General features: G+C 71.3%; 20 protein-coding genes and 2 pseudogenes. 16 read left to right on the top strand and 6 right to left on the bottom strand.

Annotated features, from left to right (window positions below):
- The first annotated feature begins 118 nt into the window (after positions 1–118).
- A complete protein-coding gene (locus tag C8K30_RS18910) occupies positions 119–661 on the top strand; it encodes a hypothetical protein (RefSeq protein ID WP_108494467.1) in 543 nt (180 codons plus the stop codon).
- Between the two features lie 71 nt (positions 662–732).
- On the opposite strand, the gene C8K30_RS18905 is transcribed toward C8K30_RS18910, so the two are convergent.
- From C8K30_RS18905 to C8K30_RS18890, 4 genes are read right to left on the bottom strand one after another with little or no spacing between them, the layout of a single operon-like run.
- Entirely contained in the window at positions 733–927 is a 195-nt protein-coding gene (locus C8K30_RS18905) for a ferredoxin (RefSeq protein ID WP_108494466.1), read from the bottom strand.
- 29 nt (positions 928–956) lie between these two features.
- A complete protein-coding gene (locus tag C8K30_RS18900; RefSeq protein WP_108494465.1) occupies positions 957–2,201 on the bottom strand; it encodes a cytochrome P450 in 1,245 nt (414 codons plus the stop codon).
- Positions 2,198–3,391: an NAD(P)/FAD-dependent oxidoreductase gene (locus C8K30_RS18895; RefSeq protein ID WP_233257282.1), complete on the bottom strand. Its 1,194-nt coding sequence runs from the start codon at positions 3,389–3,391 to the stop codon at positions 2,198–2,200. Before C8K30_RS18895 ends, C8K30_RS18900 begins: the two co-directional genes overlap by 4 nt.
- Positions 3,388–4,227 carry an SDR family oxidoreductase gene (locus tag C8K30_RS18890; RefSeq protein WP_108494463.1) on the bottom strand — a complete coding sequence of 280 codons (840 nt, stop codon included), beginning with the start codon at positions 4,225–4,227 and terminating at the stop codon, positions 3,388–3,390. Before C8K30_RS18890 ends, C8K30_RS18895 begins: the two co-directional genes overlap by 4 nt.
- A 92-nt stretch (positions 4,228–4,319) precedes the next feature.
- On the opposite strand from C8K30_RS18890, the gene C8K30_RS18885 reads away from it, so the two are divergent.
- Together C8K30_RS18885 and C8K30_RS18880 are read left to right on the top strand one after the other, a co-directional pair.
- Positions 4,320–4,946, top strand: coding sequence for a TetR/AcrR family transcriptional regulator (locus C8K30_RS18885; protein WP_108494462.1), 627 nt, complete (start codon positions 4,320–4,322; stop codon positions 4,944–4,946).
- Positions 4,947–5,079: 133 nt separating this feature from the next.
- Complete coding sequence (locus tag C8K30_RS18880; protein ID WP_369940460.1) at positions 5,080–5,856, top strand: HAD family hydrolase; 777 nt, start codon at positions 5,080–5,082, stop codon at positions 5,854–5,856.
- A 59-nt stretch (positions 5,857–5,915) separates the two neighbouring features.
- Here C8K30_RS18880 and C8K30_RS18875 read toward each other — a convergent pair whose 3' ends face one another.
- On the bottom strand, positions 5,916–6,716 hold the full coding sequence (locus C8K30_RS18875) for a hypothetical protein (RefSeq protein ID WP_108494461.1): 801 nt from the start codon (positions 6,714–6,716) through the stop codon (positions 5,916–5,918).
- A gap of 223 nt (positions 6,717–6,939) precedes the next feature.
- Positions 6,940–7,869, bottom strand: coding sequence for a PD-(D/E)XK nuclease family protein (locus C8K30_RS18870; protein ID WP_108494460.1), 930 nt, complete (start codon positions 7,867–7,869; stop codon positions 6,940–6,942).
- Between the two features lie 93 nt (positions 7,870–7,962).
- Between C8K30_RS18870 and C8K30_RS18865 the strand changes: the two genes are divergently transcribed.
- The 13 genes and pseudogenes from C8K30_RS18865 to hisI all read left to right on the top strand — a co-directional run.
- Positions 7,963–9,147: a site-2 protease family protein gene (locus C8K30_RS18865; protein ID WP_108494459.1), complete on the top strand. Its 1,185-nt coding sequence runs from the start codon at positions 7,963–7,965 to the stop codon at positions 9,145–9,147.
- A gap of 58 nt (positions 9,148–9,205) precedes the next feature.
- Positions 9,206–10,219 carry a tRNA (adenine-N1)-methyltransferase gene (locus C8K30_RS18860; protein ID WP_108494458.1) on the top strand — a complete coding sequence of 338 codons (1,014 nt, stop codon included), beginning with the start codon at positions 9,206–9,208 and terminating at the stop codon, positions 10,217–10,219.
- A 141-nt stretch (positions 10,220–10,360) separates the two neighbouring features.
- Complete coding sequence (arc, locus tag C8K30_RS18855) at positions 10,361–12,022, top strand: proteasome ATPase (protein ID WP_108494457.1); 1,662 nt, start codon at positions 10,361–10,363, stop codon at positions 12,020–12,022.
- A gap of 97 nt (positions 12,023–12,119) precedes the next feature.
- On the top strand, positions 12,120–13,778 hold the full coding sequence (dop, locus tag C8K30_RS18850) for a depupylase/deamidase Dop (protein WP_108494456.1): 1,659 nt from the start codon (positions 12,120–12,122) through the stop codon (positions 13,776–13,778).
- 97 nt (positions 13,779–13,875) lie between these two features.
- Positions 13,876–14,073, top strand: coding sequence for a ubiquitin-like protein Pup (locus C8K30_RS18845; protein WP_108494455.1), 198 nt, complete (start codon positions 13,876–13,878; stop codon positions 14,071–14,073).
- Positions 14,063–14,908, top strand: coding sequence for a proteasome subunit beta (gene prcB / locus C8K30_RS18840; protein WP_369940455.1), 846 nt, complete (start codon positions 14,063–14,065; stop codon positions 14,906–14,908). Before C8K30_RS18845 ends, prcB begins: the two co-directional genes overlap by 11 nt.
- A pseudogene (prcA, locus tag C8K30_RS18835) lies at positions 14,905–15,597 on the top strand (proteasome subunit alpha); the annotation flags it as partial. The gene prcB and the pseudogene prcA, both read left to right, overlap by 4 nt.
- Positions 15,598–15,881: 284 nt before the next feature.
- Complete coding sequence (pafA, locus tag C8K30_RS18830) at positions 15,882–17,243, top strand: Pup--protein ligase (protein WP_108494453.1); 1,362 nt, start codon at positions 15,882–15,884, stop codon at positions 17,241–17,243.
- 90 nt (positions 17,244–17,333) lie between these two features.
- Positions 17,334–18,272, top strand: a complete 939-nt coding sequence (locus C8K30_RS18825) for an FKBP-type peptidyl-prolyl cis-trans isomerase (protein ID WP_233257281.1) — start codon at positions 17,334–17,336, stop codon at positions 18,270–18,272.
- Positions 18,272–19,042, top strand: a complete 771-nt coding sequence (hisF, locus tag C8K30_RS18820; protein WP_108494452.1) for an imidazole glycerol phosphate synthase subunit HisF — start codon at positions 18,272–18,274, stop codon at positions 19,040–19,042. The genes C8K30_RS18825 and hisF overlap by 1 nt, the downstream gene beginning before the upstream one ends.
- A 211-nt stretch (positions 19,043–19,253) precedes the next feature.
- A complete protein-coding gene (locus tag C8K30_RS18815; RefSeq protein WP_369940569.1) occupies positions 19,254–21,179 on the top strand; it encodes an ABC transporter ATP-binding protein in 1,926 nt (641 codons plus the stop codon).
- On the top strand, positions 21,176–23,161 hold the full coding sequence (locus C8K30_RS18810; protein WP_108494451.1) for an ABC transporter ATP-binding protein: 1,986 nt from the start codon (positions 21,176–21,178) through the stop codon (positions 23,159–23,161). The genes C8K30_RS18815 and C8K30_RS18810 overlap by 4 nt, the downstream gene beginning before the upstream one ends.
- A 117-nt stretch (positions 23,162–23,278) precedes the next feature.
- Positions 23,279–23,635 (top strand): annotated as a pseudogene (hisI, locus tag C8K30_RS18805) (phosphoribosyl-AMP cyclohydrolase); the annotation flags it as partial.
- Positions 23,636–23,672: the final 37 nt, after the last annotated feature.

Below are 23,672 nucleotides of genomic sequence, written 5' to 3'. Positions count from 1 at the left end.
CCGTGCAGGTCCATCAGCCCGTCCCCCTGCCCGAGATAAGGGCATATGACCGCTTTCTCCGTCACGGATCACACCGATCAGCGCGCGGAGCACCCCAGACTCGGGTGACGATGAACTAATGCTCAACCTGCGAAATCACCGGGTCCTGCTGTCCGCGGTCGGCGCGTTCCTCGTTGCCGGCGCCGGTAGCGGCATCGCCTGGTCCCAGGCCGAGCGCACCAGCGAGCCCGCTGACGTGCTGCTCGACGCCGTGGAGCACAGCGAGTCGACGATGCGCGACTACATCGACGAGATCAGCGGCCGCTTCGACGAGATCGAGGCCACGTCCGACGTCGAGCAGAAGGAAGAGCTCGCCGCCGCCCTCATGACCGACGTGCCGGACCTCGCCGAGGAGGCGCGCGCCGGAGTACTGACCGCCAAGGAGGACGCCAAGGCGGTGCCACTGCCGGACGGCGGCAAGCTCGACCGGGCGCGCGACGCCTACGTGGCGCACATCGACGCGTGGATCGCGGAGTACGACCAGGCGATCCTCTCCCCGGCGGGCGTCGTCGAGGTCGAGCCGCGGGTGAACCGGACGTTCGACCAGGCGGTGGCCGCGTTCGGCCGGCTTGACCTGGACGCCGACCAGGAGGGCCGTGCGGCGGAGCTCCTCGCCGACTGAGCAGCCCGAGCTGTCGCCTGGTGCATCTCGTGTCCTTAGATGCACCAGGCGACAGCTCGTCGACGGGCTGCTTACTCCTCGATGATGATGGCCAGCGCCGGGCACACTGCCGCGGCTTGGCGGACGTCGTCGGCCAGGTGGGCCGGCGGGTTGGCGTCGAGCAGGACCACGATGCCGTCCTCGTCGCGCTGGTCGAACACGTCCAGGGCTGCCGTGACGCACTGCCCTGAGGCGACGCACTTGTCCTGGTCGATGGTTACCTTCATGAGAGCCTCGCTAGTGGTTGTCGGAGTGCTTACCAGGTGACGGGCAGCTTGTGGACGCCGTATACGATGCCGTCGTACTTGAACGGGAGCTCGTCGCTGGCCACGGCGAGCCGGAGCGTCGGGATGCGCTTGAAGAGGGTGCTGAAGACGACCTGGAGCTCCATGCGGGCCAGGGGCTGGCCGAGGCACTGGTGCACGCCGAAGCCGAAGGCCATGTGCTGGCGTGCGTCGCGGGAGAGGTCGAGCTTGTCCGGGTCGGCGAAGACTCGAGGGTCGCGGTTGGCGCTGTCGCTGGCCATGATCACGCCCTCGCCGGCGCGGATGATCGCACCGTCGTGCTCGATGTCCTCCAGCGCCACCTGGCGCCGGCCGTTGTGCGCGATGGTCAGGTAGCGCAGCAGCTCCTCCACCGCTGCGGAGACGGCCTTCGGGTCGTCGGTCTCGCGGAGCGCCTGGAGCTGGTCGGGGTTCTCCAGCAGGGCGACCGTGCTCAGGGCGATCATGTTCGCGGTGGTCTCGTGCCCTGCGATCAGCAGGAGGACGGCCATCTGGATCGCCTCGGGGACGGACAGCTCACCGGCTGCGACGCGCTCGTGCGCGATCTGGGAGAGCAGGTCGTCGCCGGGGTCCTTCATCTTCTCGACGATCAGGCCACCCAGGTAGGTCGCCAGCTCCGTCACCGCGCCCATCCGTTCCTCGTCGGTCGAGGTCCGGCTGATGAACGTCTTGCTGTGGTCCTGGAAGAACTCGTGCCGGTCGTAGGGGACTCCGAGCAGCTCGCTGATGACCAGTGAGGGCAGCGGCAGCGCGAACGCGTCGACCAGGTCCGCGGGCTTCGGCCCGGCCAGCAGGTCGTCGATCAGCTCGTCGGTGATGCGCTGGACCGCGGGCCGCATCGCCTCGATCCGCTTGATGGTGAACGGCGCGGTGACCATGCGTCGCAGGCGGGCGTGCTCGGGGTCGTCGATCGTTGCGAAGCTGAGGGTGCCGCCCTCCGCCGCGTCCTTCGACTGCACCGACTCGTGCGGGTAGCCGGGCTTGGAGATGTCGACGCTGAGCCTGTCGTCGGACAGCAGCGTTCGCTGGTCGGCGTAGCGGGTCACCAGCCAGTGCGTGCTGTCGTCGAACAGCCGGATCTTGGCGAGCGGGCTGTCCTGGTCCAACATGGCCTGCTGGACCGGCGGCGGGTCGAACGGGCACTTCGACGCCCGCTCCATCGGGTAGACGGGGGCCTCGGCCGAGTCGTTCTCGGCCGGGTTGACGGTGGTGGTCATGATGTTCCTCCTGTTGGGGTCGCAATCGCGTTCGTGTCGAGCTCGCTTCGGCGCAGGCGCGTCTGCTTGGGCATGTTCCAGCCGAGTACGCCGACGGTCCTGCCGGCTTGGCGGTAGAGGGCGACGAAGCGCCGGTCCGCGGTGGCGCCGTCCACGATGTCCACCTCGGCGTTGGTGGGCAGGACGCCGTGGACCTGGATCTTGGCGTCGAACTGATCGGTCCAGAAGTACGGGACGGGCACGTAGGGACGGTCTTCGCCGAGGATGTTGGCGGCGACCGCGGCCGCCTGCTCGGTGGCGTTGGTCCGGTTCTCCAGCCGCAGCATGGTGCCGAGCCCATCGTGGTGCCAGCGCGCTACGTCACCGACCGCCCAGATCCCGTCCGCCGCGCGGCAGCATGCATCGCACACGACGCCGTTCTCGAGCCGCAGGCCGCTGCCGTCGAGCCAGTCCGTGACCGGGGCGGCTCCGAAGGCGACCACGACGACCTCGGCCGGGAGCACCTCGCCGGTCTCCAGGCGCACCCCGGTGGTTCGCCCGCCAGCCGTCTCAAGGGCGGCGACCGAGGCGCCAAGACGTAGGCGGACACCGTTCTCGGCGTGCAGGTCGCTGAGCAGCTCGGCGGCGAACGGGCCGAGCTGCATCGCCATCGGCGCGTGCTGTGGGCCGGCGAGCGTGACGTCCAGGCCCATGCTCCGGGCGGTGGCGGCGATCTCGGAGCCGAGCACGCCGTCGCCGACCACGACGGCCCGCGAGGCGGCCAACAGGTCCTTTCGCAGAGACTGCGCGTCGTCGAGACCCCGCAGCGTGTGGACGCCGGCGAGGCCGTCCTGTCCGGGGAGCGTGCGGGCCCGCAGCCCGGTGGCGATGACGACGGCGTCGGCTCGCAGGGAGCGTCCCGACGCGGTGCGTACGGTACGCGCGGCGACGTCCAGGCCCACGGCGGGGTCGCCAAGGATGAGCTCCGCGTCCAGGGCGTCGAGCGCAGCCCTCGGCCGAAGCTGGGCCTGCTGGGGTTCCCAGACGCCTGACAGGACCTGCTTGGAGAGCGGCGGACGGTCGTAGGGAAGGTGCTCCTCGGCGCCCAGGATCGTCAGGCGACCGCGATATCCCTGGCGCCGGAGAGCCTCCGCGGTGGACAGGCCCGCTGCCGAGGCCCCGACCACCAGGACGCTGTCGGGTGTGCTCACGACGACCATCCCAGGTCGAGGTGGCCGCTCCGGATCGCGGCGAAGGCGCCGCCGTCCACGAGCAGGTCGGTTCCTGAGATGAAGGCGGCGGACGGGCCGAGCAGGAACTCGGTCGCGGCGGCGATCTCGGCGGCGGTACCCATGCGCCCCGCGTTGGACCCGTCGATAGTCGCCTGCATCCCCTTGTTGTGGTCGCTGCCCAGCTCGGCCTGGCCCATGGGGGTGGCGATGGCGCCGGGGCTGATCGTGTTGATCCTGGCGCCCCGCCGGCCCCAGGTCGTGCTCGCGGCCTGGACGCGCAGGAGATTGGCGTGCTTGGCGAACGCGTAGGCCGCGGTGCCTGCCGGGAAGTTCCCCGGATCTGCGATCGGCAGGGAGAGCAGCTGATCGGCCGGGGTGCGGGCCAGCTCCAGGCTCTGCTCCCGCGTGAGGGTCGGGTAGACGTGGCCGGCCATGCTGGCGACGACGACGCCGGCGCCGCCGGCCGCGACCACCTCACCAAACTGCTCGACCACCAGCGCGACCCCCAGCAGGTCCACCGCCAGGATGGCGGCCACCGGGGCCTGCACCGGCGAGAGGCCGGCGGTGTGGACCACGGACCTGACCTCGCCCAGCGAGGCGGCCTTCTGGGCGAGGTCTGTCACCGCTGCGCGCGAGGAGACGTCGGTGACCACCGGGGTCACCTCGTAGCCCTCACCACGCAGCTGATCTGCCACGCCGACCAGCGACTCCTCGTTGAAGTCGGCCAGGACCAGGTGAGCCCCTGGGCCGAGGCGCCGGGCAACGGCCTGCCCCATCCCTCCCGCGCCGGTAACCACCACGACATTCGTTGACATGCACGCTTCCTTTCATGGCAGGGCCGGAGGAGAAGACCTTCTCCAACACCTGTTGGTTATCCATCACGTGTTGGAGACCTTACACTAGGACGATGCCAGCGCAAGCCATAGATCCTCGAAGCCTTCGCTCCCGGTCCGCCCTGGAAGCCGCGCTGTGGGAGCTCATCGCCGATCGCGACCTGCATCAGGTCTCGGTCTCCGACATCACCAAGCGCGCCGGCGTCAACCGGTCGACGTTCTACGAGCACTACGACGACGTCGACGACCTGGCGGCTGCGGCTTGTACTGTCGTGTTCGACGAGCTGGTCGCGGCCACGCCGATGTTCGGCCCGGACGTCCTGCCCCACGGGGAGATCGTGCAGAACCCTCTGACGCAGCTGTTCGGCCACGTCGCCGAGCACGCCGACCTCTACCGGACGCTGCTCGGCCCCGACGGCAGTGCCAAGGTGATCAACCACCTGCTCCAGCGCATCGCGATCGCCGCCCACGCGAACCGTGAGCTCAGCCAGGCGGGCCCGCCCACGCACGCGTACGACCCAGCTGACATCCCGCTCGATCCCGAGGCCGCCTTCATCGCCGGCGCCATGCTCGGCACCGTCGGTGACTGGCTGCGCCACGGCTGCCCTGGCACCCCCGAGCAGATGGCCGCCGTCGTCTGGCCGCGGCTCCTCGGCGCCGCAATGGTCACCGGTCTGCCGTCATCGCCCGGGGCGAGCTGACGCATTCATGGCCTGATCGCGGCCGGCCCCGGCCGGCGCTCCACGGGTGTGACGTTCATCCCACCGAGCGGGCAGAGACGCACTGGACGCCTGCACGTCGCTTGGATGTAACCAGATGCCTCGGGACTCGTGATTGGGTGTCCTCGGTACATCGTCCTCGGTACACCAAAAGGTCCTGGAGGTCATTCTGAGCACCGTCCCGAGCAGCGAAGGGGCAGGCAAGCGCCATCCGTCCGACGTCTCTCTGCCCGCCGCCGTCCTGTTCGACATGGACGGGACTCTCGTCGACTCCGAGCCCTACTGGATGCGCGCCGAGCGCGAGATCGTCGCGGCGCACGGGGCGACGTGGACGCACGAGGACGCGCTCGGCGCGGTGGGGCAGGCGCTCCTCACGACCGGCGCCATGCTGTACGACGCCGGCGTCCCGCTGGAGCCCGCCGAGATCGTGGCCTGGCTCGTGGCCCGGGTGAACGAGCAGCTGCGCGAGGCCGTGCCGTGGCGCCCCGGCGTGCTGGAGCTCCTCGACGACCTGCGGGCCGCGGGCGTCCCGTGCGCCATCGTCACGATGTCCTACCGCAGCCAGGCCGAGGTCGTGGCCGACGGCGCCCCCGCGGGCACCTTCGCCCACCTCGTCACCGGCGACGAGGTGACGCACGGCAAGCCGCACCCGGAGCCGTACCTGGTGGCCGCCGGCCTGTTCGACGTGCGGCCCCAGGACTGCGTGGCGATCGAGGACTCCGGTCCCGGCATCACGTCCGCGCTCGCGTCGGGCGCCCGCACGCTCGGCGTGCCCAACGAGGTGCCGGTGCCGCAGCGTCCAGGCCTCAGCCGGGCGGCATCACTCAAGCAGATCGACCTCGAGGTGCTCGGGCGGATCGGATCGGGCGAGGTCGTGGACCTGCTCGGCTGAGGGCCTGAGACGCCGCGCGGGGCCGGACACTGCCCAGTGCGCCTCAGCGGTCGCGTGCGTCAGTCCACGGCCGGGGCCACCCACTCGACCGTGACCGGGTCACTGACCACGAGCCGGCTCTCACCGTCGACCATCGCCAGGATCGCCGCACGGACCTCGTACGCGCCGTCGGGGCGGGGGTCGTCGTACCTTGTCATGCCGCTGTCCTCGTCCACGCCGCTCGGCCAGCAGGTGGTCATGTTCGCGACTCCGGTAAGACCGCTCGTCCGGCGCAGCGCGGGGTCGGCCGCGTCCTCCTCCCAGGCGGAGTAGTCGCTCGTCGGGAGGCCCTGGGCGTCGGCGGCCTGGAGGATCGGGCCGCCTCCTTCGTGCCAGCCCAGGCCCAGGTCGACCACCACACCGCCCTGCGACCATACGAGCTGGACGCCGTCACCGAAGTCCGGCGTCGCGTCGTCGCCGAGCTCGTGCTCCAGGAGGACCGGCTGGTACTGGGCGCGGTCCGCACCAGTGACCATCGGGCCGGTCAGTTCCAGACGGAACCGGTCGTCCTGCGTCACGAGGTCAGTCGCGCTCATCCCGCACGCGACGCCGTCCAGCTGGGACCAGCCGTCCGGGACGTGCCCGGCCTCGAACGGGATCGTGGTCGGCGCCGGAGCGTCGCTGGGGGTGGGTGTCGCGGCCGGGGCGACCTCGGCCGACGGTTCGGCCGTCTCAGGCACGCTGGTCCCGGCCGTGCCGGATTCGCCGGCCGTACCGCATCCGGCCATGACCGCCGCAAGGCAGACCGTCGTGCCGAGCACCAGGCCGGCACGGAGGGTACGGGCTGCGCGAACGCTGCCCTTCGTGCTGTCGATCGTCATGCCGTCATTTTCGCAGCATCGGGTGAATTTGTGGCAAATCAGACATGCTGTGTCGAATGGGGAGAACTCCCCGTGGAAACGGGTCGCATGTCGGCTGTCGGGCTGATCCTGGTCCTCGCAATGGCAGGCGAGCCGAGCTGTCAGCGGCGCCGACGAGGTTGTCGGCGTCGTGGGCGAACGTGTGCGGGCACGGGATCGTCGAGCGCCTTTGGTGGATCAGGGCTCAGACCGCGATGCCCAGCCGCAGCGCGACCGCGCCGTCCGGGATCTCCGGCGGCGTGCCGCCGAACTCCGGGCACATCGCCTGGTGCGCGCACCAGCCGCACAGCTTGGACTTGCGGGGCTTCCACTCGCCGGTCCGCGCCGCTTCCTCGATGGCCGACCAGATGGCGCGGACCTTCTGCTCCGTGTGCTCCAGCTGTTCGATCGTCGGCTCGCCCCGCAGGACCTGGCCGTCACCCAGGTACACGAGCTGCAGCATCTTGGGCAGCACCCCGCGCTCGCGCCACAGCACCAGCCCGTAGAACCGCATCTGGAACACGGCCGAGCTCTCGTAGCCCGGACGGGGCGACTTGCCCGTCTTGTAGTCGACCACCCGCACGGCGCCCGTCGGTGCGACGTCCAGCCGGTCCACGATCCCGCGCAACAGCGGACCGCCGTCGAGCTGCGACTCCACCAGCAGCTCCCGCTCGGCCGGCTCCAGCCGGTTCGGGTCCTCCAGCGTGAAGTACGTGCCCAGCAGCGAACCCGCACCCGCGAGCCAGCCCGCGCGGTCCTGCCCGTCCGGGCCGACCCCGTCGGTGAACAGCGACGTGTACCGGTCGTCCGCCTCCAGCAGCCGGTCCCACTCACCGGGCAGCAGATCGTGCGCGGCGGCCAGGGTCCGCTCGCCCAGCGGGGCGTCGTACAGCCGCTCCAGCACCGCGTGCACCAGCGTGCCGCGCGCCGCGGCGGCCGACGGCGGCTCCGGCAGCCGGTCCACCGTGCGGAAGCGGAACAGCAGGGGGCACTGCATGAAGTCGTTCGCCCGCGACGGCGACAGGGCGGGCGGGCGCGAGGGCGCGCGCACGGCCGATGCGGTGTCGGCCGGCTCCGCCGCCACGTCCTGCACCGGGCCCTGCGTCAACACCTGGGGCAGCTCCGTCGTCGTCATGCCCCCAACCCTAGGGGCGGGCACTGACATCCCCCGGGAGCTGTCCACAGCGCGCCGCCACCCACATGCGGATCGGCCGGATAGGTTTGTCCGGTGACCACCTCGGAGCCCGCCTCCACGCCCGCACCGCCCGCCCCGCCACGTTCGAAGGGGTTCGTGGTCGGCCGCGTCGCCGGCGCACCCGTCATCATCACGCGGTCCTGGTTCCTCGCCGCCGTCGTCCTGACCATCCTGTTCGTGCCCAACGTCCAGGCGATCGCGCCGCAGCTCGGCGCGGGCGCCTACCTCGTCGCGTTCGTGTTCGTGCTGCTCCTGTTCGGGTCCGTGTTCCTGCACGAGGCCGCGCACGCCCTCGTCGCCAGGGCCCGCGGGCAGCACGTGACCGAGCTCGCCGTCACGCTCTGGGGCGGGCACACCGCGTACACCGGCGGCCTGGGGCGACCGCTGGACGGGTTCCTGGTCGCCGTCGTCGGACCGCTGACGAACCTGGCGCTCGCGGCCGCGTTCTGGTTCGCGTGGGACCCCGCGGCCGTGCAGAACGTGCCGATGATGCTGTTGTACGCGGGCGCGGTCTCCAACGCGTTCGTCGGCGTGTTCAACCTGCTCCCCGGCCTCCCGCTCGACGGCGGCCAGATCCTCGAGTCCCTCGTCTGGGCGGTCACGGGCAAGCGCACCACGGGCACCGTAGTGGCCGGCTGGGTGGGCCGCGTCGTCGCCGTGGGCGTGCTGCTCTGGGCGCTGGTGGTGCCGTTCCTGCAGGGCACCACGCCGAGCCTCACCACCGTTCTGTGGTCGGCCCTGATCGGCGCGTTCCTCTGGGCGGGCGCCGGGGCCGCGATCACCAACGGCCGGCGTCGCGAGGCGATCGCCGGGCTGTCCGCGCGGGGGCTCGCGACGCCCGCGCTCCTGGTCCCGTTCGGGTCCACCGTGGCCGAGGCGCTGAGCGCCAGGGTGACGGCGGTCGCCGACGGCGCGTCGCCGTCGACGTCGTACCGCCTGGTCGTGGTGGGGCACGACCAGGTCCCGATCGCGGTGCTCGACGACGACGCCGTCGCCGCGGTGCCCACCTCCGCCCACCACCTGACCAAGGTCGACGCGGTGGCCGTGCCGTTCGTGCCGGGGTCCGCGGTCAGCCCGGGCATGTCGGGCACGGACCTCCTGAACCACCTGGCCGGGTCGTCACGCGGCGCCCGGCTGGTCCCGGTGGTCGACGCCGGCCGGGTCACCGGCGTGCTCGACCTGGCCGACGTGGCGCGGGCGATCCGCGCCACGGGGTGACCTCCGGCACCTCGCCGGCGCACGCGGGCCACCGGGCCTGCACCTAGACTGGTCGGTCGTGACCACACCCACCGATACCCCTACCGCCACCGGCGCCGAGCTGCGCCGCGGCCCGTTCCGCGTGGGCGACAAGGTCCAGCTGACCGACCCCAAGGGTCGTCTGCACACGATCACGCTGCAGCCCGGCGGGACCTTCCACACGCACAAGGGCTACTTCAAGCACGAGCAGATCATCGGGCAGCCCGAGGGCTCGGTGGTCCGCAACACCGCCGAGATCGAGTACCTGGCGCTGCGCCCCCTGCTGGCCGACTACGTCCTGTCGATGCCGCGGGGCGCCGCCGTCGTCTACCCGAAGGACGCCGCACAGATCGTCGCCATGGCCGACATCTACCCGGGCGCCCGGGTCGTCGAGGCCGGCGTCGGCTCCGGCGCGCTGACGATGTCCCTGCTGCGCGCCGTCGGCGACGCCGGGCACGTGCACTCGATCGAGCGGCGCGAGGACTTCGCGGCGATCGCGCAGGGCAACGTCGAGACCTTTTTCGGCGGGCCGCACCCGGCGTGGGACCTGTCGGTGGGCGACCTCGCCGACGTGCTGCCCGTGGTCATGGAGCCGGGCTCGGTCGACCGGGTGGTCCTGGACATGCTCGCGCCGTGGGAGAACGTCGACGCCGTCGCGTACGCGCTCGCTCCGGGCGGGGTCGTCGTCTGCTATGTGGCCACCACCACCCAACTTTCGCGCACAGCAGAAGACCTCCGTGCCGATGGTCGGTTCACCGAGCCGGCGGCCTTCGAGACCATGATGCGCGGGTGGCACCTCGAGGGTCTGGCCGTGCGTCCCGAGCACCGGATGATCGGGCACACGGGCTTCCTCATCATCGCGCGCCGGATGGCCGACGGCGTCACCGCACCCGAGCGGAAACGGCGTCCTGCCAAGGGTGCGTACCCCGTGACGGCCGAGGCGGAGTGGTCGCCGGAGGAGCTCGGGGAGCGGGCCGTGTCCGACAAGAAGATCCGCAAGGTGCGACGTGACCTTGGCGTTGCGCCGGAGGACGCCAACACCCCGCCTGCGTGAACGGGCTGTAACGATCGAGTACCCCGCACGTCTCAAACGGGTGTTCTTACTTCTGGTGTGTCGGTGACTGTGCTTAGAGTGCTGTTCTCGGAGGCGTTTGCATCGTATGGTCGCCTCCCGGGCCCTACGAGAGGGGATGTCATGACCGAGAACACGTCAGGATACAACCATCCCGAGCATGAGTCTTTGCCGAACCGCGACTACGAGCGCCAGATTGCCCTCCTCTCAGCAAAGAACGAGCGTCTCGCGGAAGCACTCCGCGCGGCGCGCGATCAGATCGTCGAGCTGAAGAAACAGCTCGACGATCTCGCCAAGCCGCCGGGCACGTACGCCGTGTTCCTGGGGGCGCACGCCGACGGATCCGTGGACATCTCGTCCGCCGGCCGCAAGATGCATGTGTCCGCGAGCCCCAGCCTGGACGTCACCCGGCTGAGCCCCGGCCAGGAGGTCAAGCTCAACGAGGCCATGACGGTGGTCGGCGCGGGCGAGTACGAGCGCACGGGTGAGCTGGTGACCGTCAAGGAGATGCTCGGCGGTGACCGTGTGCTCGTGGTCGGCCGGGCGGACGAGGAGCGCGTCGTGCGCCTCGCCGGCTCGGTGATGGACGTCCCGCTGCGGGTGGGGGACTCCCTCACTGTCGACACGCGCAGCGGCTTCGTGTTCGAGATCGTGCCCAAGTCCGAGGTCGAGGAGCTGGTCCTCGAAGAGGTCCCGGACATCGAGTACGAGGACATCGGTGGGCTCGGGCCGCAGATCGAGGCGATCCGGGACGCGGTCGAGCTGCCGTTCGCGCACCCCGACCTGTTCCGCGAGCACGGGCTGCGCCCGCCCAAGGGCGTGCTCCTGTACGGCCCGCCCGGCTGCGGCAAGACGCTCATCGCCAAGGCGGTGGCACACTCCCTGGCCGGGATGGTTGCCCGCGCCAACGGGGGCGACCCCGGGATGAAGAGCTTCTTCCTCAACGTCAAGGGCCCGGAGCTGCTCAACAAGTACGTCGGTGAGACCGAGCGGCACATCCGCCTGATCTTCGCCCGTGCCCGGGAGAAGGCCAGCCAGGGCATGCCCGTCGTCGTCTTCTTCGACGAGATGGAGTCGCTGTTCCGCACCCGCGGCACGGGCCTCTCCTCCGACGTGGAGACCACCATCGTCCCGCAGCTCCTCGCCGAGATCGACGGCGTGGAGCGGCTCGACAACGTCATAGTCATCGGTGCCTCCAACCGCGAGGACATGATCGACCCGGCGATCCTGCGCCCGGGACGCCTCGACGTGAAGATCAAGATCGAGCGGCCCGACGCGGAGGGAGCCAAGGAGATCTTCGGCAAGTACCTCACCAAGGACCTGCCGATCCACTCGGACGACCTGGACGAGTACGGGAACAACATGGCCGAGGCCCTCGACGGCATGATCACCTCGGTGGTGGAGCGCATGTACTCCGAGGACGAGGAGAACCAGTTCCTCGAGGTCACGTACGCGTCCGGGGACAAGGAGACCTTGTTCTTCAAGGACTTCAACTCGGGCGCCATGATCCAGAACGTGGTCGACCGGGCCAAGAAGAACGCGATCAAGGACTTCCTGGCCTCGGGGCAGAAGGGCATCCGCGTGGAGCACCTGCTGACCGCGTGCGTCGACGAGTTCAAGGAGAACGAGGACCTGCCGAACACGACCAACCCCGACGACTGGGCGCGCATCAGCGGCAAGAAGGGCGAGCGCATCGTCTTCATCCGCACCATCGTCCAGAAGAAGGGCGAGGGCGCCACGCCCCGCACCATCGACACCGTCCAGAACACCGGCCAGTACCTCTGATCGCACACCCGGGCAGGTCCGCGTGCATGGGCGCGGACCTGCCCGACCAACGGGACTACTCCGGCATAGGGTGGTGAACGTGAGCGCGCGTCGTGTGATGGGCATAGAGACCGAGTACGGAGTACTGCAGCCTGGCCGGCCCCTGGCCAACCCCATGCTGCTGTCGAGCCAGGTGGTGACGACCTACCGGGCCATCTCCACGCGCGCCGAGGGTGCGGGTGGCAAAGCGCGCTGGGACTACGACGACGAGGACCCGCTGCAGGACGCACGCGGGTTCCACCTCGACCGCGCCTCCGCGCAGCCGTCGATGCTGACCGACGACCCGGCGCTGCCCGCGCCGTCCGGCCCCGTCACCGGGCAGGTGCCCGTGGTGGAGCCCGGCCTGCCGGGCCGCAGGCGTCGTCCGGGGTCGACGCAGGAGGTGGAGCGGCCGGCCACCGAGGAGTACGACGACCCGAGCGCCGCGAACGTGATCCTCACGAACGGCGCCCGCCTCTACGTGGACCACGCCCACCCCGAGTACTCCTCGCCCGAGGTGATGACCCCGGAGGACCTCGTGCGCTGGGACGTCGCGGGGGAGCGGGTGATGCTCGCCGCCCTGCGGGAGCTGGCGAGCTTCCCCGGCAGCGAGGTCGTGCTCTACAAGAACAACGTGGACGGGAAGGGCGCCAGCTACGGCACCCACGAGAACTACCTCGTGGACCGGGCGCTGCCGTTCACCACGCTCGCTGAGCTCATCACGTCGTTCCTCGTCACGCGGCAGGTGTTCACCGGCTCCGGCCGCGTCGGCCTCGGCGCGACGAGCGGCACTGCCGGCTTCCAGATCTCGCAGCGCGCCGACTACATCGAGGCCGAGATCGGCCTGGAGACCACGCTGCGCCGCCCCATCGTCAACACGCGCGACGAGCCGCACGCCGACCGGCAGCGGTGGCGCCGCCTGCACCTGATCCTCGGGGACGCCAACCTGATGGAGGTGCCCACCTACCTCAAGACGGGCACGACGTCGCTGGTCCTGTGGGTGCTGGAGCACCTGGACGACCTGGCCGAGGCCGGGGTGGACGCGCGCACCGAGCTCGGTGCCCTCCGGCTGGCGGCCCCGGTGAGCGACGTGCAGAAGGTCTCGCGCGACCTCGACCTGACCGCGCCCCTCGATCTCGCGGACGGCCGGACCATGACCGCGCTGGAGGTCCAGGGCGAGGTCGTCGACGTCGTGCGCCGGTCTCTCAAGGTGCTCGGCACGGACCCGGAGTCGGACGCCGTGCTGGACCGCTGGGCGTCCGTCGTCGAGCGGCTCGGCACCGACCCGGCCGGCTGCGCGCGCGAGGTGGAGTGGATCGCCAAGCTGCGCCTGCTGGACCGCCTGCGCTCGCGCGACAACCTGGACTGGGACCACCCGCGGCTGCACGCCATGGACCTGCAGTGGTCGGACGTGCGCCCCGAGCGCGGCATCTACCACCGGCTGCTCGCCAAGGGTGCCGTGGACCGCATCGTCGACGAGGAGAGCGTCGCGCGGGCGGTACAGCACCCGCCGACCGACACGCGCGCCTACTTCCGGGGCGAGGTGATGGCGCGCTACGGGAGCCAGATCTCGGCGGCGAGCTGGGACTCCGTGATCTTCGACGTCGACGGCGCCCAGGCCCTGCAGCGCGTGCCGATGCTCGACCCGACCAGGGGCACGCGGCGCCACATCGGCGCGCTGCTCGACGCGAGCCCCGACGCCGCGGCCCTGCTCGCGGGACTCTCCGGAAGGAGGTGACAGTCGATGTCAGTGTCACCGCCTAGGGTCACTATCTAAGGGTCAGGGCCTAGGCTTCGAGACCAGCACTACGTCAGAGAAACACCAGGAGGCGATCATGGCCGGTCAGGATCAAATCAACCCGTCACACGAGGACCGCACTCCCGACGACGACGCCGAGACTCCGGCGCCCGCCGCTGCGGCAGCGCAGAAGGACGACGACGAGGTCGACGCCCTGCTCGAGGAGATCGACGAGGTGCTCGAGAGCAACGCCGAGTCGTTCGTTCGTGGATTCGTCCAGAAGGGTGGGCAGTGACCTGAGCGCAGACCGCACCACAGGACGACTCCCGGACGCCTTCCTGCGTCCGGGATCGTCGTCCTTCGTGGACTTCCTGGCCGAGCACGCCCCCGACCGGCTGCCCGGGAACCGGACCATGCCCGCGGGCGTGACCGACCCGGCGACCCTGTCCCCGCACGCAACCACGATCGTGGCCCTGACCTTCGACGGCGGCGTCCTACTGGCGGGTGACCGTCGCGCGACCGCCGGGCCCATGATCGCCAGCCGCAGCATCGAGAAGGTGTTCCCGGCGGACGAGTACTCGGCGGTCGGCATCGCCGGCTCCGCGGGCATCGGGCTGGAGCTGGTGCGGCTCTTCCAGCTCGAGCTCGAGCACTACGAGAAGATCGAGGGTTCGCTGCTGTCGCTCACGGGCAAGGCGAACCGCCTGGCCACGATGCTGCGTGGCAACCTGGCCATGGCGATGCAGGGGCTGGCGGTCGTGCCGCTGTTCGCGGGCTACGACCTGGACAAGGACACCGGCCGGATCTTCAGCTACGACGCCACCGGCGGCCGGTACGAGGAGCACGAGCACCACGGCGTGGGCTCGGGCTCGATCTTCGCGCGGGGCGCCCTGAAGAAGCTTTGGCGCCGGGGGATGGACGCGGAGGCCGCGGTCCAGGTCGCGGTCGAGGCGCTGTACGACGCCGCGGACGATGACTCGGCCACGGGCGGCCCAGACACGGTGCGCGGCATCTACCCGGTGGTCGCGACCGTGTCGGTGGACGGCTACCAGCGCATCGAGGACGCGGAGATCGCCCGCGCGGCGGAGCAGATCGTGGCGCAGCGTCGTGAGAGGGGGTCGATAGCATGAACATGCCGTTCTACGTCTCGCCCGAGCAGCTGATGAAGGACCGGGCGGACTTCGCCCGCAAGGGCATCGCCCGCGGCCGGTCCGTGGTGGTGCTGGCCTACGACGGCGGGATCGCCTTCGCCACGGAGAACCCCTCGCGGGCGCTGCACAAGATCTCGGAGATCTACGACCGCATCGCGTTTGCGGCCGTCGGCAAGTACAACGAGTTCGAGAATCTGCGGGTGGCCGGCGTGCGGTACGCCGACATGCGCGGGTACTCCTACGACCGCTCCGACGTGACGGCGCGGGGCCTGGCGAACGCGTACGCGCAGACGCTCGGCACCGTGTTCATCACCGAGTCCAAGCCGCTCGAGGTGGAGATCGTCGTCGCCGAGGTGGGTGCCGACGCCGCGGACGACCAGATCTACCGGCTCACCTACGACGGCACCGTGGCCGACGAGCACGGCTTCGTCGTCATGGGCGGCCAGGCCGAGCAGCTCGGCCGGCGCGTCAAGGAGGGCTGGCGCGCGGACCTGACGCTGGGGGAGGCGCTGCGGCTCGCCGTGGCGGCGCTCGGGTCGGGCGACGGCTCGTCGTCGCGCACCATCGAGGCAGCCCAGCTCGAGGTGGCGGTGCTGGAGCGCGACCGGCCGCGGCGCGCGTTCCGGCGGCTGACCCGGCAGGTCCTTGCCGACCTGCTGGCCGACGGCGCGGAGGCGCCGTCGGACGACGCGAAGCCGGACCCTGAGGCGGCCGGCGAGGGTGAGACCGCACCTGGGGCCGCCCTCGACGAGGCGGCTGTCGACGAGATCATCGACGAGACCACCACGGACGTGACCGCCACCGACGAGACCACCGAAGAGACCGCTACCGACGAATCCCCGACCGAGGAGTCCCCGACCGAGGAGAAGCCTGACGAAGGACCGGAGGCTTCCGGCCCGACGTCCGGCACCGACCACTAGCAGCACATTCCGCGAACGGGGAGGGGAAGTCCATGGACCGCAGGATCTTCGGTCTCGAGACCGAGTACGGGGTCACGTGCGCTGCCGACGACGGGCGTGGCCTGTCGGCAGACGAGGTCGCCCGCTACCTGTTCCGGAAGGTGGTGGCGTGGGGCCGTTCCTCGAACGTGTTCCTGAGAAACGGCTCCCGCCTCTACCTCGACGTGGGCTCGCACCCGGAGTACGCGACGGCGGAGTGCGACGACGTGCGCCAGCTCGTCTCGTACGACCGGGGCGGGGAACGCATCCTGGAGGGCCTCGTGGCCGACGCGCAGCAGCGCCTCGAGCACGAGGACCTGCCGGGCCGCATCCACCTGTTCAAGAACAACACCGACTCGGCGGGCAACTCCTACGGGTGTCACGAGAACTACCTGGTGCGGCGGTCGGGTGACTTCTCGCGGCTGTCCGACGTGCTCGTGCCGTTCCTGATCACCCGCCAGATCCTGGTCGGAGCGGGCAAGGTGCTCTCGACGCCGCGGGGTGCGGTGTTCTGCCTCTCGCAGCGTGCGGACCACATCTGGGAGGCGGTCTCCAGCGCCACTACGCGGTCGCGGCCGATCATCAACACGCGCGACGAGCCGCACGCGGACGCCGAGCTGTACCGCCGGCTGCACGTCATCGTGGGCGACTCGTCGATGGCGGAGCCCACCACCATGCTGAAGGTGGGCACCACCGACCTGGTGCTGCGCCTCGTCGAGGCGGGCGTCCCGATGCGGGACCTCTCGCTGGAGAACCCGATCCGCGCCATCCGGGAGATCAGCCACGACCGCACCGGCAAGCACGCAGTGACGCTGGCCAACGGCCGGACCATGACGGCGATCGAGATCCAGTCGGAGTACTACGAGCGCGCACGCGAGCTCGTGGAGGCCAACCTCGAGGTCACGCCCGTGGTCAAGCAGGTGCTCGACCTGTGGGAGCGCGGGCTGCGAGCCCTGGAGGCGGAGAACCTGTCGCTCGTGGACCGCGAGCTGGACTGGGTCATCAAGCTGAAGCTCATCAAGCGGTACCAGGAGAAGCACGACCTGGGGCTCGACGACCCGCGCATCGCCCGGCTCGACCTCGCCTACCACGACATCTCCCGCACGGAGGGGCTGTACAACCTGCTCGCGGCGCGCGGGATGGTGGAGCGGGTCACGACGGACCTGGAGGTCTTCGAGTCGACGGCCCTGCCGCCGCAGACCACCCGGGCCAAGCTGCGCGGCGACTTCGTGCGGGCGGCGCAGGAGGCGCGGCGCGACTACACGGTGGACTGGGTGCACCTCAAGCTGAACGACCAGGCGCAGCGCACGGTGCTGTGCAAGGACCCGTTCAAGAGCGTGGACGACCGGGTGGAGCGCCTCATCGAGAGCATGTGACACCTGGATGGTGCCCCGGAACCGGCCGCCCGGTCGATTCCGGGGCACCGTCGTTCCGGGGGCACTGCCGCGTCATGGGAGACTCTTCCGGTGAGTTCCTGGGTACGCGTCATCGCCGGTGCGCTGGCAGCGGCGGCGGTGATCGTGACGGCGGCGTGCTCGCCGGCGTCGTTGCCGGTGGACGTGGGCCCGGCACCGACGTCGTCGGCGTCGCAGGCGCCGTTGCAGGTCACGGGCACGAGCGGGACCCCGCCGACGCTCGAGTACAAGAAGCCGTTCGCCGTGGTGCAGCCCGGCTCGCGCATGGTCTGGCCCGGCACGGGCGACGTGCTGGAGCGCGACGACCCGGTGCTGCTGAACCTCTACGCGCAGGACGGCCGCGACGGCACCGAGCTGCAGAACACGTTCCGTACCGCGCCCGCGGCGTTCACGATGACCGAGCGGTCGCTCGGCAACCACCTCTTCGAGGCGCTCGAGGGCAGGCGCGTCGGCACGCGCCTGTCGCTCATGGAGGAGCAGGACGGCGTCCCCGTGCTGCTGGTGGTGGACGTGCTGCCCGCGCGCGCGGCCGGCGCGGAGGAGGCGCCCCCGGGCAAGGAGCTGCCGCAGGTGCGCCTCGACGACCTCGGCGCCCCGGCCGTCGACGTCCCGCGGGGCGCCGAGCCGCCGCCGGACCTGGTGGTGCAGCCGCTGATCCGGGGGACCGGACCGCAGGTGCAGGCCGGTCAGATCCTCACCGTGGAGTTCACCGCCGTGCGCTGGAGCGACGGGTCGGTGGTCGACACGACGTGGACGGAGGGCACGCCGCCGCAGTCCGCCGAGATCGGGATCGGCAGGCTCGTCGAGGGCTGGGACCAGGGCCTCCTGGAGCAGACGGTCGGGTCCCAGGTGATGCTCGTGGTACCGCCGCAGAACGGCTACGCCAACACCAAGAGCCGGCTGGCCGGCGAGACAATGGTGTACGTGGTCGACATCCTCGACGCGCACAAGGCGGTCGCCGAGGAAGAGCCGAAGAAGAAGGAGGGCTGATGTCCGTCGCGATCCGCGTGATCCCGTGCCTGGACGTCGACGCCGGCCGAGTGGTCAAGGGCGTCAACTTCGCCGACCTGCGTGACGCCGGGGACCCGGTTGAGCTCGCCGGCCGGTACGACGCCGAGGGCGCCGACGAGCTCACGTTCCTGGACGTGTCTGCGTCGTCGGGCGACCGCGAGACCATGGTGGACGTGGTGCGGCGCACCGCCGAGCAGGTGTTCGTGCCGCTCACCGTGGGCGGCGGCGTGCGCTCGACGGACGACGTCGACCGGCTGCTGCGGGCCGGCGCCGACAAGGTGGGCGTGAACACGGCGGCCATCGCGCGCCCGGAGCTGATCTCCGAGATCGCCCGCCGGTTCGGCTCGCAGGTGCTGACCCTGAGCGTCGACGCGCGCCGCGTCACCGGCGAGGTCACCACGCCGTCGGGCTACGAGGTCACCACGCACGGCGGGCGGCGCGGAACCGGGATCGACGCCGTGGAGTGGGCCGAGAAGGCCGCCGCCCTGGGGGCGGGGGAGATCCTGCTCAACTCGATGGACGCGGACGGCACCACAGCGGGTTTCGACCTGGAGATGCTGCACGCCGTGCGCGAGCGTGTGCACGTGCCGCTCGTCGCGTCCGGCGGGGCGGGTAAGCCCGAGCACTTCGTCGAGGCGGCCAAGGCAGGCGCCGACGCCGTCCTCGCGGCCTCGGTGTTCCACTTCGGCGTGCTGACGGTGGGCCAGGTCAAGGACGCGATGCGCGCGGCGGGCATCGAGGTCCGCTGACGTCTGGCCCGCAGGGTCTCGACCGGCCCGACCACCGATGGTCGGGCCCGTCGAGGCCTTGCCCTTGACCTCAACTTAAGTCGAGGTCCTAACGTCGTCGACGCCCAGGGCGAAAATCTGTCGAATCGATTCCCGGGCCGTGAGAAAATTCTGTGGTCCCCCTAGGAAGCGAGGTCTTGCCGTGCCCTCAGATGCCCCGCGATCCACCCCGATGGCACTGACCGGCTCCCGCGTACGCCGGTCGATCGCCCTGATGTGGCGCGGCATGCGCTCGCACCCCGGCATCTACGTCCTGGCCGTTGGCGCGTCAGGACTCTTCGGCGCCCTGACCGTCGGCGTGAGCCGGGCGGTCGGCTGGGCCACGGACTCCGTCGTCGTCCCGGCGATCGCGGGCGACGAGGCGGCGCGCGACCGGGTCTGGCTCGGCGGCCTCGTGCTCGCCGCCGTCGCCGTGTCGCTCGCGCTGGCCGTCGCCGCCCGCCGGATCTGGGCGGGCTACGGCGTCGTCCGGATCCAGGCCGACCACCGCACGGCACTGACCCGCCAGTACCTGCGCCTGCCCGCCTCGTGGCACCGCGGGCACCCGGCCGGGCAGCTCCTGAACCACACCACCTCGGACACCGAGGCGGCCACCGGCGTGTTCAACCCGCTGCCGTTCGCGCTCGGCGTCGTGGTCATGATCGGCGTCTCCGTGGCGCTGCTCCTGACGATCGACCCCTGGCTGACGCTCGCGGCGCTGGCCGTCATCCCGGTCACGGTGGCCGTGAACGCCGTCTACCAGCGCCACATGTCGCCCGCCGTGACCAGGGCGCAGCGGCTGCGTGGCGACGTCGCCGACGTCGCGCACGAGAGCTTCGAGGCCGCCCTGCTGGTCAAGGCGCTCGGGACCGAGGACCGCGAGGAGAGCCGGTTCGGCGGACGCACCCAGGAGCTGCGCGCCGCGAACGTGCGCGTCGGCATCGTCCGCTCGCTGTTCGACCCCGTGATCCAGACCCTGCCGTCGATCGGCACCCTGCTGGTGCTCGGCGTCGGTACTTGGCGCATCTCCACCGGCGACGTCGCCCCGGGCGACCTCGTCACCGCCGCCTACCTGCTCACGATGATGACGGTGCCCGTGCAGGCGTTCGGCTGGGTGCTCGGCGAGCTGCCGCGCGCCCTGGTCGGCTACGAGCGCATAGCGCAGGTCGCCGACGCGACCGGCGCCCTCGCCCACGGCGACGCCCGCCTGCCGCAGACCCCCGGCCAGGCGGGCATGTCCGTACGTCTGGCGGACGTCGGCGTCGACTTGCCGGCGATCAGCGGGGCACGCGGCCGTTCGATCACCCTGCTCGACGGCGTGGACGTCGAGATCGAGCCGGGCGCCACGGTCGCCGTCGTCGGCACGACCGGGGCAGGCAAGACCACCCTGGTGAGCCTCCTGGCGCGGCTGTCCGACCCGACGCGCGGGCAGGTCCTGCTCGACGGCGTGGACGCGCGCACCCTGGCCGACGGCGAGATCCCGGCCCAGGTCGCGCTGGTCACGCAGTCCACCTTCATCTTCGAGGACACGGTGCGCGGCAACGTGACGTTGGCCGACCCGGGCGCGCCCGGCGCGCCGTCCGACTCCGAGGTGTGGGACGCCCTGCGGCTCGCACGCCTCGACGAGACCGTGCGCGACCTGGCAGGCGGGCTCGACGCGCCCCTGGGCGAGCGCGGCGCCAACCTCTCCGGCGGGCAGCGGCAGCGCCTCGCCATCGCGCGCGCCCTCGTGCGCGCCCCGCGCCTGCTCGTGCTCGACGACGCGACCAGCGCCGTCGACCCCCGCGTCGAGCAGGAGATCCTGCGCGGCCTGGCCGACCGGGCCGACGACGGCGCGGGCGCCGAGCCCGACACCGACCCCCGGCCCGGCACCACCGTGCTCATGGTCGCCTACCGCATGTCGTCGGTGGCGCTCGCGGACCGCGTCATCCACGTCGAGGGCGGCCGTGTGGCCGACACCGGGACGCACGACGAGCTCATGGCGCGCGACCCCGGCTACCGCGCGCTCGCCACGGCCTACGAGGTCGAGACCGAGCGCCGGGAGAAGGAACGGGCCGACGAGGCCGCTGCCGGTGCGCTGGACGACGAGCTGGACGAGCTGGAAGAGGTGGCCCGATGACCGCGGTGACGGACGAGGCAGAGGTGCCCGAGGACCTGCTCGACGCCGACGGCGCCCGCATCGAGTCGACCAGCAGCCTGGGCGTGTTCGCGACGCTGCGTCGCGGGATCGAGATCAGCCCCGAGATCACGCGGGGGATGTGGATCACGCTCGGCCTGGCGCTGCTCGCGGCCGCCGGCCGGGTGGTGGTCCCGCTCGCCGTGCAGCAGACCATCGACGTCGGCATCCTGGCCGACGCCGGGCCCGACCTCGGGCGGGTGGCGCTCCTGGCGTCCCTGGCGACGGGGGCGCTCGTCCTGGCCGCGCTCTGCGCCGCGCTGGTGAACGTGCGGCTGTTCCGCTCGGCCGAGGCCGGGCTGGCGACGCTGCGGACCAAGGCGTTCCGGCACGTGCACAACCTCTCGACACTCACGCAGAACACCGAGCGCCGCGGCGCCCTGGTCTCGCGCGTGACCAACGACGTCGACACGGTGTCCCTGTTCGTGCAGTGGGGCGGCATCATGCTGCTCGTCAGCGCGCTGCAGATACTCGTGGCGACCGGCCTGATGCTCGTCTACTCGCCGATCCTGACGGCCGTGGTGTGGATCAGCTTCGTGCCGATGTTCCTCGTGATCCGGTACGGGCAGAAGTACGTGAACCGCGCCTACACCCTGGTGCGTGAGCGCGTCGGGGCGATGCTCGGCGCCATCTCCGAGTCCGTGGTGGGGGCCGAGACGGTGCGCGCGTACGGCGTCGCCGAGCGCACGGGGCGGCGCATCGACGGGGCCATTGAGGACGCCCGGAGCGCGCAGGCCCGGTCGCAGGTCCTGGTCGCGGGGACGTTCTCGTCCGGCGTGCTGATCTCCAACCTGGTGCTGGCCGTCGTGGTCGTCGTGGGAACGCTGCTCGGCGTGGGCGGCGGCCTGACGGCAGGCCAGCTCGTGGCGTTCCTGTTCCTGGTGCAGCTGTTCACCGGGCCGGTGCAGATGGCGACCGAGATCCTCAACGAGCTGCAGAACGCCGTGGCCGGCTGGCGGCGCGTGATCGCCGTCATCGACACTCCGGTGCAGGTGGCCGAGAAGCCCGGGGCGGTGACGCAGCAGCGCGGCCCGGCGCACGTGACCCTGCGCGACGTCCGGTTCTCCTACCCGAACGGGCCCGAGGTGCTGCACGGCGTGACCCTGGACCTGCCGCCGCGCACCAAGGTGGCGGTGGTGGGGCAGACCGGCTCCGGCAAGACGACCATCGCCAAGCTGGTCACGCGCCTCATGGACCCGACGGCGGGGGCCGTGGAGCTGGACGGCGTGAACCTGCGGGACCTGGCGTTCGCCTCGCTGCGCGAGCGCGTGGTGCTGGTGCCGCAGGAGGGCTTCCTCTTCGACGGCACCGTGCTGGAGAACGCGGCGTACGGTCTCCGTGCTCCGCTCCCCGTGCCGGTGGGTGCGGGATCTTCGCCCGCTCGGGATGTCGGCGAGGGGCAGGCGTCCAGGACTGAGTCGTCGGATGCCGAGCCGTCGGGTACCGAGCCGTCGGGTGGCGAGCGGTTGGCGGTTGAGCCGTCGGGTGGTGAGCAGGCGGGTGCCGAGCGGGCGGCGGTCGAGCAGGCGTTCGCCGAGCTCGGCCTGTCCGACTGGGTGGCCGACCTGCCCGACGGGCTCGAGACGGCAGTGGGCCAGCGGGGCGAGGCACTGTCTGCGGGGGAGCGGCAGCTCGTCGCGATCGCGCGCGCCTACCTCGCCCAGCCGGACCTGCTGGTGCTCGACGAGGCGACGTCGGCGGTGGACCCCGCGACCGAGGTCCGCATCGCGCGGGCACTGGACTCCCTGACGGCCGGCCGGTCCACGATCACCATCGCGCACCGGCTCTCGACCGCGGAGGCATCCGACCTCGTGGTCGTGGTGGACCAGGGCCACGTGGCCGAGGTCGGCCCGCACGCGGAGCTGGCGGCGGCGGACGGCATCTACGCCCAGATGCACGCAAGCTGGGTAGCCCAGACCCGCTAGCCCGGCCGGGACGTGGTGGTCGCCCAGCTGTGGTTCGGCGGGGGGATGGGCGGGGAATCTGCGGGTCGGCGGCGGACGTCACATCGCCGTCGGCCCGTGACGTGGCAGGATTCTCAGGTGCCCGAAGTTCTCGATCCCACGATCTCTGCCCGACTCAAGCGGGACGACGCCGGCCTGGTGGCCGCCGTCGTGCAGCAGCACGACACGGGCGAGGTGCTCATGGTCGGCTGGATGGACGACGAGGCCCTGCGCCGCACCCTTACCGAGGGGCGCGTGACGTTCTGGTCCCGCAGCCGCAAGGAGTACTGGCGCAAGGGCGACACGTCCGGGCACGCCCAGTACGTCAAGGCCGCGAGCATCGACTGCGACGGCGACGCCCTGCTGGTCCAGGTGGACCAGGTCGGCGCCGCGTGCCACACCGGCACACGCACGTGCTTCGAGGCCGGGGGCGACCTGGGCGCGGTGGTCGGAGACCGCGCCCAGCAGGATGGCGCCGGGCCGGACAGCGCCG

The sequence above is a fragment of the Promicromonospora sp. AC04 genome, assembly GCF_003058225.1.
GTDB lineage: Bacteria > Actinomycetota > Actinomycetes > Actinomycetales > Cellulomonadaceae > Promicromonospora.
This window is presented reverse-complemented; position numbering and strand designations above follow the sequence as displayed.

What these genes read in the sequence shown, in the direction of transcription:
- C8K30_RS18910 (WP_108494467.1), top strand. Translation starts at nt 119, where the DNA reads ATGCTCAACCTGCGAAATCACCGGGTCCTGCTGTCCGCGGTCGGCGCG.
- C8K30_RS18905 (WP_108494466.1), bottom strand. Translation starts at nt 927, where the DNA reads ATGAAGGTAACCATCGACCAGGACAAGTGCGTCGCCTCAGGGCAGTGC.
- C8K30_RS18900 (WP_108494465.1), bottom strand. Translation starts at nt 2,201, where the DNA reads ATGACCACCACCGTCAACCCGGCCGAGAACGACTCGGCCGAGGCCCCC.
- C8K30_RS18890 (WP_108494463.1), bottom strand. Translation starts at nt 4,227, where the DNA reads ATGTCAACGAATGTCGTGGTGGTTACCGGCGCGGGAGGGATGGGGCAG.
- C8K30_RS18885 (WP_108494462.1), top strand. Translation starts at nt 4,320, where the DNA reads ATGCCAGCGCAAGCCATAGATCCTCGAAGCCTTCGCTCCCGGTCCGCC.
- C8K30_RS18875 (WP_108494461.1), bottom strand. Translation starts at nt 6,716, where the DNA reads ATGACGATCGACAGCACGAAGGGCAGCGTTCGCGCAGCCCGTACCCTC.
- C8K30_RS18870 (WP_108494460.1), bottom strand. Translation starts at nt 7,869, where the DNA reads ATGACGACGACGGAGCTGCCCCAGGTGTTGACGCAGGGCCCGGTGCAG.
- arc (WP_108494457.1), top strand. Translation starts at nt 10,361, where the DNA reads ATGACCGAGAACACGTCAGGATACAACCATCCCGAGCATGAGTCTTTG.
- dop (WP_108494456.1), top strand. Translation starts at nt 12,120, where the DNA reads ATGGGCATAGAGACCGAGTACGGAGTACTGCAGCCTGGCCGGCCCCTG.
- C8K30_RS18845 (WP_108494455.1), top strand. Translation starts at nt 13,876, where the DNA reads ATGGCCGGTCAGGATCAAATCAACCCGTCACACGAGGACCGCACTCCC.
- pafA (WP_108494453.1), top strand. Translation starts at nt 15,882, where the DNA reads ATGGACCGCAGGATCTTCGGTCTCGAGACCGAGTACGGGGTCACGTGC.
- hisF (WP_108494452.1), top strand. Translation starts at nt 18,272, where the DNA reads ATGTCCGTCGCGATCCGCGTGATCCCGTGCCTGGACGTCGACGCCGGC.
- C8K30_RS18815 (WP_369940569.1), top strand. Translation starts at nt 19,254, where the DNA reads ATGGCACTGACCGGCTCCCGCGTACGCCGGTCGATCGCCCTGATGTGG.
- C8K30_RS18810 (WP_108494451.1), top strand. Translation starts at nt 21,176, where the DNA reads ATGACCGCGGTGACGGACGAGGCAGAGGTGCCCGAGGACCTGCTCGAC.